Annotated in this window: 11 protein-coding genes, 1 tRNA gene and 1 pseudogene; 3 read left to right on the top strand and 10 right to left on the bottom strand. The window is 58.0% G+C overall.

Annotation, left to right across the window (positions count from 1 at the left end):
• Positions 1-546 (bottom strand): annotated as a pseudogene (locus B0E41_RS00680) (M23 family peptidase); the annotation flags it as partial.
• Between B0E41_RS00680 and B0E41_RS00675 the strand changes: the two are divergent.
• On the top strand, positions 545-889 hold the full coding sequence (locus B0E41_RS00675) for a DciA family protein (RefSeq protein ID WP_253194514.1): 345 nt from the start codon (positions 545-547) through the stop codon (positions 887-889). The pseudogene B0E41_RS00680 and the gene B0E41_RS00675 sit on opposite strands and share 2 nt — an antisense overlap.
• Positions 890-908: 19 nt before the next feature.
• On the opposite strand, the gene B0E41_RS00670 is transcribed toward B0E41_RS00675, so the two are convergent.
• From B0E41_RS00670 to petA, 6 genes are all read right to left on the bottom strand, one after another.
• Positions 909-984 (bottom strand) — tRNA-Thr (locus tag B0E41_RS00670).
• A gap of 16 nt (positions 985-1,000) precedes the next feature.
• On the bottom strand, positions 1,001-1,519 hold the full coding sequence (locus B0E41_RS00665; RefSeq protein ID WP_077327664.1) for a ClpXP protease specificity-enhancing factor: 519 nt from the start codon (positions 1,517-1,519) through the stop codon (positions 1,001-1,003).
• 62 nt (positions 1,520-1,581) lie between these two features.
• On the bottom strand, positions 1,582-2,193 hold the full coding sequence (locus B0E41_RS00660; RefSeq protein WP_077327661.1) for a glutathione S-transferase N-terminal domain-containing protein: 612 nt from the start codon (positions 2,191-2,193) through the stop codon (positions 1,582-1,584).
• A 115-nt stretch (positions 2,194-2,308) separates the two neighbouring features.
• A complete protein-coding gene (locus B0E41_RS00655; protein ID WP_077327658.1) occupies positions 2,309-3,064 on the bottom strand; it encodes a cytochrome c1 in 756 nt (251 codons plus the stop codon).
• Between the two features lie 24 nt (positions 3,065-3,088).
• Positions 3,089-4,510, bottom strand: coding sequence for a cytochrome b N-terminal domain-containing protein (locus B0E41_RS00650; RefSeq protein ID WP_077327655.1), 1,422 nt, complete (start codon positions 4,508-4,510; stop codon positions 3,089-3,091).
• A 38-nt stretch (positions 4,511-4,548) separates the two neighbouring features.
• Complete coding sequence (gene petA, locus B0E41_RS00645) at positions 4,549-5,157, bottom strand: ubiquinol-cytochrome c reductase iron-sulfur subunit (protein ID WP_077327652.1); 609 nt, start codon at positions 5,155-5,157, stop codon at positions 4,549-4,551.
• A gap of 231 nt (positions 5,158-5,388) precedes the next feature.
• On the opposite strand from petA, the gene mscL reads away from it, so the two are divergent.
• Positions 5,389-5,802 carry a large conductance mechanosensitive channel protein MscL gene (gene mscL / locus B0E41_RS00640; protein WP_077327649.1) on the top strand — a complete coding sequence of 138 codons (414 nt, stop codon included), beginning with the start codon at positions 5,389-5,391 and terminating at the stop codon, positions 5,800-5,802.
• 58 nt (positions 5,803-5,860) lie between these two features.
• On the opposite strand, the gene pdxA is transcribed toward mscL, so the two are convergent.
• The 3 genes from pdxA to B0E41_RS00625 form a co-directional block, all read right to left on the bottom strand.
• Positions 5,861-6,919 (bottom strand): 4-hydroxythreonine-4-phosphate dehydrogenase PdxA, encoded by a 1,059-nt coding sequence (gene pdxA / locus B0E41_RS00635; RefSeq protein WP_077327645.1) that lies wholly within the window; start codon positions 6,917-6,919, stop codon positions 5,861-5,863.
• 3 nt (positions 6,920-6,922) lie between these two features.
• A complete protein-coding gene (locus B0E41_RS00630) occupies positions 6,923-7,708 on the bottom strand; it encodes a Nif3-like dinuclear metal center hexameric protein (RefSeq protein ID WP_077327642.1) in 786 nt (261 codons plus the stop codon).
• 144 nt (positions 7,709-7,852) lie between these two features.
• Entirely contained in the window at positions 7,853-8,002 is a 150-nt protein-coding gene (locus B0E41_RS00625) for a DUF3149 domain-containing protein (RefSeq protein ID WP_077327638.1), read from the bottom strand.
• A 176-nt stretch (positions 8,003-8,178) separates the two neighbouring features.
• On the opposite strand from B0E41_RS00625, the gene B0E41_RS00620 reads away from it, so the two are divergent.
• Positions 8,179-9,339 carry a trypsin-like peptidase domain-containing protein gene (locus tag B0E41_RS00620; RefSeq protein WP_077327635.1) on the top strand — a complete coding sequence of 387 codons (1,161 nt, stop codon included), beginning with the start codon at positions 8,179-8,181 and terminating at the stop codon, positions 9,337-9,339.
• The last annotated feature ends 149 nt before the right edge of the window (positions 9,340-9,488 follow it).

The following is a 9,488-nucleotide window of genomic DNA, read 5'->3' as shown; positions in this document are numbered from 1 at the left end:
GGGTACCATCGTGCGCTGTATCTTCTGGTCGAACAACCGAGACTCGACCACAGTCAACCAGTCAACGCCCGATACGCTGACGCGATCCAGCTGTTCCAGGGCTTGCGTCAATTCGGTCAAACTGAGATCCCTGCCTGCAACGAGCGCGCCACCCGAGCCCGGCACCGAGTTTGGCTTGAACTCTTCGGGCTTGAGCCCGGCCAAACCAGCCACTCGCTCACCCAAAGATTCGATCTGCATCATGCGTGCCTGCATCTCGCCAAGTTTGCGCGCCATGGCGTCGAGGTTCTCACGCATGTAGAGTTCTTTGGAATCCACCTCACCCTGGGTCACCAAGCGTGCGACCGACCCGAAACCCAACCACCCTTGTCGCACCCCTTGCAAAAACACCCAGTGATACGCTGCAACTGAACCGAGCATCACCAGCAGTGAAGTCAGCACAGCCATGCCCGCCAGTTTGATGCCACTGAAATGCAGCGCACGGCTTTTGGCCAACCAAGCGTCCGTGATAATGATGTGCACAGTTTCACCTTTCGAAACGGCCATGGACAACACCGAAGCCGACCACGTCATGACCGCCTACAGACCATCCCGCAACACGTTCAGCCTCGAACAAGCGGCGGGCGCAGCGCCCAGTCTGGCGGCATTGCAAGAACGCATCCGTGCTTCGAGCGATTGTTTGAATCAGGTGCGACACCTGATTCCAGCCCCCCTGCAACGACAGATACAAGCGGGCCCAATGGACGACGGTGAATGGTGCTTGCTGGTGACCAGTGCCGCAGCATCCACGAAGCTGCGCCAGTTGTTGCCAGTCTTGCAGCGGCAGCTGACGCAAAACGGAGCGCAGGTTACATCGATTCGCCTGAAAATCCAAATGCAGAGACGCTGAAGCGTTTCCCTGCCATTCGTGGTGCCGCTTGTCTGACTCGAACAGACGACCTATCGCTTACAAGGCGAGTGCTCTACCAACTGAGCTAAAGCGGCGGATCCTGTTTAAATTTTACTTGACTCGCTTGAGCTGGGGCCGCGCGCCTCCCTTGCCAGGGCCATCGTTTGGAGGCTCATCTCCAGGCTCCGAGACTGGAGAAGACACCGCCTCGGTAGGAACAGCTCTCAAGGGACTGCGCAGCGGGGTATCCGATGAAGCGCCTGGCCCGGGTGACAAACTGGGCACAGGCTGCGCGCTCGAAACCTCAGGCGCGGGGAACGCCATCCCTTGCCCATTTTCTCTGGCATAGATCGCCACCACATGTGTCACAGGAACCACGATGTCTCTTGCAACGCCACCAAAGCGGGCCTTGAACTCAATAAAGTCGTTTCCCAAGCGCAGGGAGCTGGTGGCATCGAAACTCACATTGAGAACGATCTCGCCGTTCTTCACAAACTCCAGCGGTACCTGGACGGAGGCATCTACCTGTACCGCAATGTGCGGTGCAAACCCATTGTCCACACACCACTCATGCAGGGCACGGATGAGATAGGAACGGGTAGAGGGTGTGTCTCGATCAGGAAGGTTCATGGTCGCTGTGTGGCAGGCAGGCGCGATGATGAACCCCCAAGGGAATCCACCACCACATGTCCTTACTTGCGCATGACTTTTTCTGACGGGGTCAATGCCTCGATATAAGCGGGTCGCGAAAAAATGCGTTCAGCGTATTTGAGCAGCGGTGCGGCGTTTTTGCTGAGCTCAATGCCGTAGAAGTCGAGACGCCACAGTAATGGGGCAATCGCCACATCCAGCATCGAGAAGTTGTCACCCAACATGAATTTGTTCTTCAGGAACACCGGGGCGAGCTGCGTCAGGCGATCACGAATATGGGCACGCGCCTTCTCAAGCGCCTTGTCGTTGCCTTTGCTTGTGCGTGACTCCAGCACCGATACATGGGTGAAGAGTTCTTTTTCGAAGTTCAGCAGGAACAGGCGAACGCGCGCGCGGTCGACTGGGTCGCCCGGCATAAGTTGGGGGTGTGGGAAGCGCTCGTCAATGTACTCATTGATGATGTTTGACTCATACAAGATGAGGTCGCGCTCAACCAAAATCGGCACCTGCCCATAGGGGTTCATGACACTGATGTCTTCGGGCTTGTTGTAGAGATCCACATCACGGATCTCAAAATCCATGCCCTTTTCAAACAGGACAAAGCGGCAGCGGTGGGAATAGGGGCAGGTGGTGCCCGAATACAAGACCATCATTGTGGAGTCTCCTCAATACAAAACAGTGGTTTGCCGTACCGCCGTTCGCGGAGCAACAAACCACTGTGAAATCTCCAAAACACTCCGGCCGAACCGGACGTGTTTTGAAGGGGGTTTACTTGATGTCTTTCCAGAAGGCAGCGTTCATGCGCCAAGCCACCAAGGTAAAGGCAGCAAGGAACAACAGAACCCACACGCCAATGCGCACTCGACTGTTTTGTGCCGGTTCGGCCATCCATTGCAGATACGCCACCAGATCGCCAACGTTCTGATCGTACTGGTCCTGGCTCATCGTGCCGGCTTTGACCGGCTCCCAGCCCTTGAGCACCTGAACTTCATGCCCATGGCTTTCGTGCTTCTCGTACACAGGCTTGCGTTCGCCCTGCAACTCCCACAACGGATGTGGCATCCCGATGTTGGGGAATACCAGGTTATTCCAGCCTGTCGGCTTGGTGTCGTCCCGGTGGTAGTTGCGCAGCAGCGTGTAGATGTAATCCGCACCTGTGCCTGCGCTGCTGGAGCGCGAACGCGCCACCAACGTCAGGTCGGGAGGGTTGGCGCCAAACCAGGCTTTGGCTTGTTTAGGATCAATGGACGCCTTCATGGTGTCACCGATTTTGTCGGTGGCAAACGTCAGGTTCTCAGCAATCTGCTTTTCGTTCAGCCCGATATCGCGCAAGCGGTTGTAGCGCATGAAGGACGCCGAATGGCAGCTCAGGCAGTAGTTGACAAAGAGCTTGGCGCCGTTTTGCAGTGCAGCCATGTCATTGGTGCGCTGAGGTGCCTTGTCGAGAGGGAAGCCGGCCCCAGCAGCGAGCACGGTGCCACTCAAACCCATGGCCATCACCAGGCCCAAAAGGATTTTTTTCATTTTTTTGACTCTCCGGATGGGGGTTCAGTGAGGCTTGAAGGTGACACGACTGGGCACCGGCTTGAACTCACCCAAGCGACTCCACCAAGGCATCAACAGGAAAAACCCGAAGTAGAACAACGTACCCACTTGCGAGACGCGCTCCCCCACCGGCGACGGAGGTTGCACACCCAGATATCCCAAGATCAGAAAATTGATCACAAACACCGTGTAGAGCCACTTGTTCCAGCTCGGGCGGTAGCGAATGGACTTCACCGGGCTGTAGTCCAACCAAGGCAGGAAGAACAAGATCACCACCGCGCCACCCATGGCGACCACACCCCAGAACTTGGCATCAATGGCCAGCATCAACACCACCACAACCACTGCTGCACCCAGCATGGCAACCTTGAGCATGGTGTTGAGCTTGGTCTTCAGTACGCCGTAGAGCGCAGCCAGCAGCACGCAGGCGATCAGCGCGTACATCATCTCACTGGTGATCGCACGCAACATCGAATAGAACGGCGTGAAATACCAGACCGGCGCGATGTGCAACGGCGTCACCAGCGGATCTGCAGGGATGAAGTTATTGAACTCAAGGAAGTAACCACCCAGTTCAGGCGCGAAGAAAACGATGGCCGAAAACACCATCAAAAACAACGACACGCCAAAGATATCGTGAACGCTGTAGTACGGATGGAATGGGACCCCGTCAAGAGGGATGCCGTTGGCATCCTTGGTCGCCTTGATCTCGACCCCGTCGGGGTTGTTGGAACCCACCTCGTGTAGCGCAATGATGTGAGCAACCACCAAACCCAGCAGAACCAGGGGTACAGCGATCACGTGAAAACTGAAGAACCGGTTCAGCGTGGCATCACCCACCACATAGTCGCCACGGATCAGCAGCGCCAAATCAGGGCCAACGAACGGAATGGCGGAGAACAGGTTCACGATCACCTGCGCACCCCAATAAGACATCTGACCCCAAGGCAACAGATACCCCATGAAGGCTTCGGCCATCAACACAAGGAAGATGCCGCAACCGAACACCCAGACCAGCTCTCGTGGCTTGCGGTAAGAACCGTAGATCAGTCCACGGAACATGTGCAAATAGACCACCACAAAGAATGCAGAAGCACCCGTGGAGTGCATATAGCGGATCAACCAGCCCCATGGCACATCTCGCATGATGTACTCAACCGACGCGAAAGCCACCGGCACACCAGCGGCGTTGAGGGTGGCGTCGGGTTTGAAGTGCATCACCAGGAAGATGCCAGTCACGATCTGGATCACCAGCACCAGCAGGGCCAGCGAACCGAAGATGTACCACCAGTTGAAGTTCTTCGGCGCGTAATACTCTGCCATGTGCTCATTGAAGAGCTTGGAGAGCGGAAACCGGTTGTCGATCCAGTTCAGCGTCTTCTGGGCCAACGGAGCGTCGGGAGAAATTTCTTTGAATTCAGCCATGGAATGCCTCTGTGGTCGGAATGCCTGCAACAAGCAGGTCAGGCCTTTTTGTCTTCGCCGATCAGCAACGTGGTATCGGACATGTAGTAGTGCGGAGGCACTTCAAGATTGTCCGGAGCCGGCTTGTTTTTGAATACGCGGCCAGCCAGGTCGAAGGTCGAGCCATGGCAGGCACAAAGGAAGCCACCAGCCCAATCGTCCGGCAAAGAGGGCTGGGGACCAGGTGTGAACTTGTCCCCGGGCGAACACCCCAGGTGGGTGCAGATTCCTACCCCAACAAAAACCTCTGGTTTGATCGAGCGGTGACGGTTTTGAGCGTATTCGGGCGTCGGAAACGCCTTGCGCTCTGACTTTGGATCGGCCAATTGAGGCTCGACCTTTTCCAGATCGGTCAGTTGCTGTTCACTGCGACGCATGATCCACACGGGCTTGCCGCGCCACTCCACCACACGCTTTTCGCCTGGCTGCATCGTAGAGATGTCCACCTCCACCGCTGCACCTGCGGCCTTGGCGCGCTCAGAAGGCTGAAAGCTGCTCACAAAGGGAACGGCTACAGCGGCTGCTCCCACGCCACCCATGGCGCAGGAAGTGATCAGCCAGGTTCGGCGACTGTTGTCCACAGTTGCAGCGACGGTTGCTTCACTCATGGGGATCTTTCAAAGACAGTTCTAGACGGGTTCAACTAGGGTCAACCCTGCATTGTACCGGAGCGTTACAAGGCCTCTTCTGCATACTTGGGTCGCGCACTGCGCGAATCAATCCATGGGCAACGTGCCGCCCAAGCCTGTCAGAGACGGGTAATACTTATGTGGTCTGTGCGAAAATCTGCGCACCCGCCACCAGACCGGAGGCATGCAATCCAAGATCAGGAGTGACGCATGGGAATGATGCAGGAATTCAAGGAATTTACCTTGAGGGGTAATGTGATGGATCTGGCCGTTGGCGTGATCATTGGCGGGGCATTCGGCAAGATCGTCGACTCCATTGTCAGCGACCTGATCATGCCTCTCGTGAGCAAGATCTTCGGTGGCCTGGACTTCTCAAGCTACTACATCGCGCTCGCTGGCCAGGCAGCGGGGTTGCCCTTGGTTGAGGCCAAGAAAGCAGGCGCTGTGTTGGCCTACGGCAACTTCATCACCATCGCTTTGAACTTCATCATTCTGGCTTTCATCATCTTCATGATGGTCAAACAGATTAACCGCCTCAGAAAAGAGACTCCCGCCGCCCCACCGGCTCTTCCCACAGAAGATATTCTGCTGCTTCGCGAGATTCGCGATTGCTTGCGAAAATAGCGACAACCAGTGGGAGCGCCAAAGCCGCTGTGATCCCCCCCGATGGCGGCCGCCTCTTCTATGCCGAGGGTGCGGCACTCATGCGCATGGCCGCATCGATGGCAGCCAGCAGACTGGTCGCGCTGGCCCGTCCGGTGCCCGCCAGATTGAACGCAGTGCCATGGTCGGGACTGGTGCGAATCAGCGGCAACCCCAATGTGGTATTTACCCCGTGCTCCAACCCGAGCAACTTCACGGGAATGAGCCCCTGGTCGTGGTACATCGCCACCACGACATCGAACTCGCCTTGGCGCGCCCTCATAAATACAGTGTCGGGCGCGTGCGGACCGCTCACATTCAGCGCCAGGTCTCTCGCTTGGACAATGGCTGGAGAGATGATGTCGATTTCCTCTCGCCCAAATAACCCGCCTTCGCCGGCATGGGGATTCAGCGCAGCCACGGCGATTCGGGCCTGCGGCATGCCACTGCGCTGAAAATGGGCGGCTGTGATGCGAATGGTTTCAAGCACGCGCTCCCGTGTGACGGCTTCCAGCGCTGCTCGCAACGACACATGAATACTCACCAGCACTGTGGCGAGCCCTGGGCTACTGAGCATCATGCGCACAGGCATGTGGTTCAGCGCCACACCGACATGCTCCGCTGACAACGCTTGAAGGAACTCGGTGTGCCCTGGATGGTTGAGACCAGCCGCCGACAGCGCCTCCTTGTGAACTGGGGCCGTCACCATGGCACGCGCCTCGCCCCGCAAAACAAGGCGCGCAGCATAGGCAATGCAGTCAGCTGCGGCCTTTCCAGCCGAGGCACTGATGCATCCGAATGGGACTGGCTCTGGCAAAGCGCAGGCCTGCACAGCCAGCAAACGATTCGCTGGTGCCATGGCCCAAGCCCCTACATCACCGACCTCTGCAAGCACCAACCGTTCATCCGCCCTGCCGTCGATGGAATCGGTCAATTCGATGGCGCGCTGAAGGGTTGGAATGTCCCCTGCCACGAGGACCTGACTGCGAAGTTCCGGGTGCTCACGCAACGCGCGGGCGATGATTTCCGGGCCAATGCCCGCCGGGTCACCCATGGTGATGATCAGTGGTCGTTCCGAAGGGGTTGGCATGTTGGTCATGCCTTAGGCTGGATTGGGAATGTCAATGAAGAGGTGTTCAATGTCCAGTTGATCGGCCACAAGCGCCGCCACGGCTGGGGCACCATACCGCTCAGATGCGTGGTGCCCACAAGCAATGTAGGCCACGCCACTCTCCCGGGCATAGTGGGCCTGGGGTTCGGAGATTTCGCCGGTGATGAACACATCGGCTCGCGCTGCGATCGCCGCCTCGAAATACCCCTGGGCGCCACCCGTGCACAACGCCACGCGTTGCACCGGTCGATCAGGGTCTCCGACCAGTGTCACGGATCGACCCAGAACCACCTGCACATGATCAGCCAGCTGAGCGGCTGAAGAGGGTGCGCATCGCCCAAGGAACCCCAGCGAATGATCACCGAACCGCCCCTCCGCTGGATCGAACAAGGTCACACCGAGGCGTTGGGCGAGCTGCGCGTTGTTGCCCAAAGAAGGGTGAGCGTCCAGCGGAAGGTGGTAGGCAAACAGGTTGATGTCGTGGGTTAACAAGCGAGCGAGGCGCTGTTTCATCCAACCAGTAACTCGCCCGTCCTGGCCCCGCCAGAAAAGCCCGTGGTGCACAAAGATCGCATCTGCGCCCACCTCGATGGCCGCGTCAATCAGAGCCAAGCTGGCAGTCACACCGCTGACCAGCTTGCGCACCCTGGGACATCCTTCGACCTGCAGACCGTTGGGGCCGTAATCTTTGAACAAAGATGGTTGCAACAGCGCATCAAATGCTGAGAGCAGGGCTTCTCGGGCAATGCCGCCCGATTTTGAAGATGGAGTTGTCATGAACGAGAGTCAGCATGGCCTGGCAAAAAAGAAGCATCCAAACGCTCCAGGGGATCCAGCTATTTTGTCATCGTGCTGACTTTGTCACCCCATTGACGCCCACCTTTTTCAGACGCCTTGACTTTGATCGAACGCGACGACTCGTCAGCCCTGCGTGCGTTGAGCCCGCTCGGACTCCTCCATCTTGCGGTTGAAGAAGCGATAGAACCAGATGGCCATTCCCATCATGAAGGCAATACCAGCGATGCTGAACAGACCGTAGTCGGTGGAAAAGAGGTCGGCCAAGGCTTTCATCGTGCGCTCCTATGTAGATAAACAGGGGCCCATTGCACCGCCGTTGCAGGGTGAACGCATTGACCTGGGTCAATCGGCTTGAACACCCAAAAGCCGTGACCATATGCGGGACAATGCAACCTCGCGGTGGCTGCGTGGCCACGGCGGCGCCCACGCACAACTGAAACCTCTTCGTCATGAAACGCATCTGGCTGCTCTTTGCCCAATCCGTCACCGTGTTGCTGGCGGCCTTGTTCGTGGTGGCCACGCTCAAGCCCGAGTGGCTCAACCGCAGCTCTTTGCTGCCCACTTTGGTTCCAGTGGTCGAGTCGCCTGGCACTGCGGGGGCACCCAGCAGCTTGCCGGCGACCAACAGCCTGCGCGCAGCGGCCAAGGCCGCCTCTCCTGCGGTGGTCAGCATCAACACCAGCAAGGCCCCTGAAAATGCCCCTCAGAGCAACGACCCGTGGTTCCGTTTTTTCTTCGGTGACCAAAACCAGGGGCAACCTCAAGCAGGACTCGGTTCTGGCGTGATCGTCAGCTCTGCTGGCTACATCCTGACCAACAACCACGTTATTGAAGAAGCCGATCAGATCGAGGTCATCCTCAATGATGGCCGCAAGGCAGCGGCGCAGGTGATCGGCATCGACCCTGAAACCGATCTTGCCATCCTCAAGGTGGAATTGACCGGCATGCCAGTGATCACACTGGGCAATTCGGATGCACTGGCCATCGGCGATCAGGTGCTGGCCATCGGCAACCCGTTCGGCGTCGGACAGACCGTCACCAGCGGCATTGTCAGTGCGCTGGGCCGCACCCAGTTGGGCATCAACACCTTTGAGAACTTCATCCAGACCGATGCCGCGATCAACCCAGGCAACTCCGGCGGCGCGCTGGTGGACATCAACGGGCACCTCATGGGCATCAACACCGCCATCTACTCGCGCTCCGGCGGGTCCATGGGCATCGGGTTCGCAATCCCCACCTCCACAGCACGCAGCGTGATGGACGCCATCGTGCGCGACGGCAAGGTGACACGCGGATGGATCGGTGTTGAACCCCAAGACCTGACCCCAGAACTGGCAGAGAGTTTTGCCGTCACTCCAGGCACCGGTGTCATCATCACTGGCGTCTTGCAGAACGGTCCTGCGGCTCAAGCAGGCATTCGACCTGGTGATGTGGTCACCCACGTGGCGGGCAAGCCCGTGGGAAATGTCGCCCAACTGCTGTCGGCCGTGGCTGCTCTCACGCCTGACACCCAGGCCAAGTTCGATCTGGTGAGAAAAGAGAACAAGCTCAGCGTGGACATCAAGCCCGGCAAACGCAACCTGCCAAAACCTCAGGCGAGTCGTCGCTGAATCTCCCCCATTGATAAGGGGGGGCGGATTCAAATCTGAAGTGCAACACCCTGGGGTTCAATGAACGAGGGTGGAATGCTGCGGGCTGTTGAGCAGGAGTTCTCGATAGACCGCCAAGGGTGATCGTACGCTCAGGCCTTTGCGAGGCC

The organism is Hydrogenophaga sp. A37, assembly GCF_002001205.1.
Lineage (GTDB): Bacteria > Pseudomonadota > Gammaproteobacteria > Burkholderiales > Burkholderiaceae_C > Hydrogenophaga.
The sequence above is the reverse complement of the archived record's forward strand: the minus strand, read 5'-3'. Positions and strand labels throughout refer to the sequence as shown.

Excerpts from the sequence above, each read along its gene's own strand:
- B0E41_RS00630 (WP_077327642.1), bottom strand. The coding sequence starts at position 7,708 with ATGACAACTCCATCTTCAAAATCGGGCGGCATTGCCCGAGAAGCCCTG.
- B0E41_RS00655 (WP_077327658.1), bottom strand. The coding sequence starts at position 3,064 with ATGAAAAAAATCCTTTTGGGCCTGGTGATGGCCATGGGTTTGAGTGGC.
- B0E41_RS00620 (WP_077327635.1), top strand. The coding sequence starts at position 8,179 with ATGAAACGCATCTGGCTGCTCTTTGCCCAATCCGTCACCGTGTTGCTG.
- B0E41_RS00660 (WP_077327661.1), bottom strand. The coding sequence starts at position 2,193 with ATGATGGTCTTGTATTCGGGCACCACCTGCCCCTATTCCCACCGCTGC.
- mscL (WP_077327649.1), top strand. The coding sequence starts at position 5,389 with ATGGGAATGATGCAGGAATTCAAGGAATTTACCTTGAGGGGTAATGTG.
- B0E41_RS00675 (WP_253194514.1), top strand. The coding sequence starts at position 545 with ATGGACAACACCGAAGCCGACCACGTCATGACCGCCTACAGACCATCC.
- pdxA (WP_077327645.1), bottom strand. The coding sequence starts at position 6,919 with ATGACCAACATGCCAACCCCTTCGGAACGACCACTGATCATCACCATG.
- petA (WP_077327652.1), bottom strand. The coding sequence starts at position 5,157 with ATGAGTGAAGCAACCGTCGCTGCAACTGTGGACAACAGTCGCCGAACC.
- B0E41_RS00625 (WP_077327638.1), bottom strand. The coding sequence starts at position 8,002 with ATGAAAGCCTTGGCCGACCTCTTTTCCACCGACTACGGTCTGTTCAGC.
- B0E41_RS00650 (WP_077327655.1), bottom strand. The coding sequence starts at position 4,510 with ATGGCTGAATTCAAAGAAATTTCTCCCGACGCTCCGTTGGCCCAGAAG.
- B0E41_RS00665 (WP_077327664.1), bottom strand. The coding sequence starts at position 1,519 with ATGAACCTTCCTGATCGAGACACACCCTCTACCCGTTCCTATCTCATC.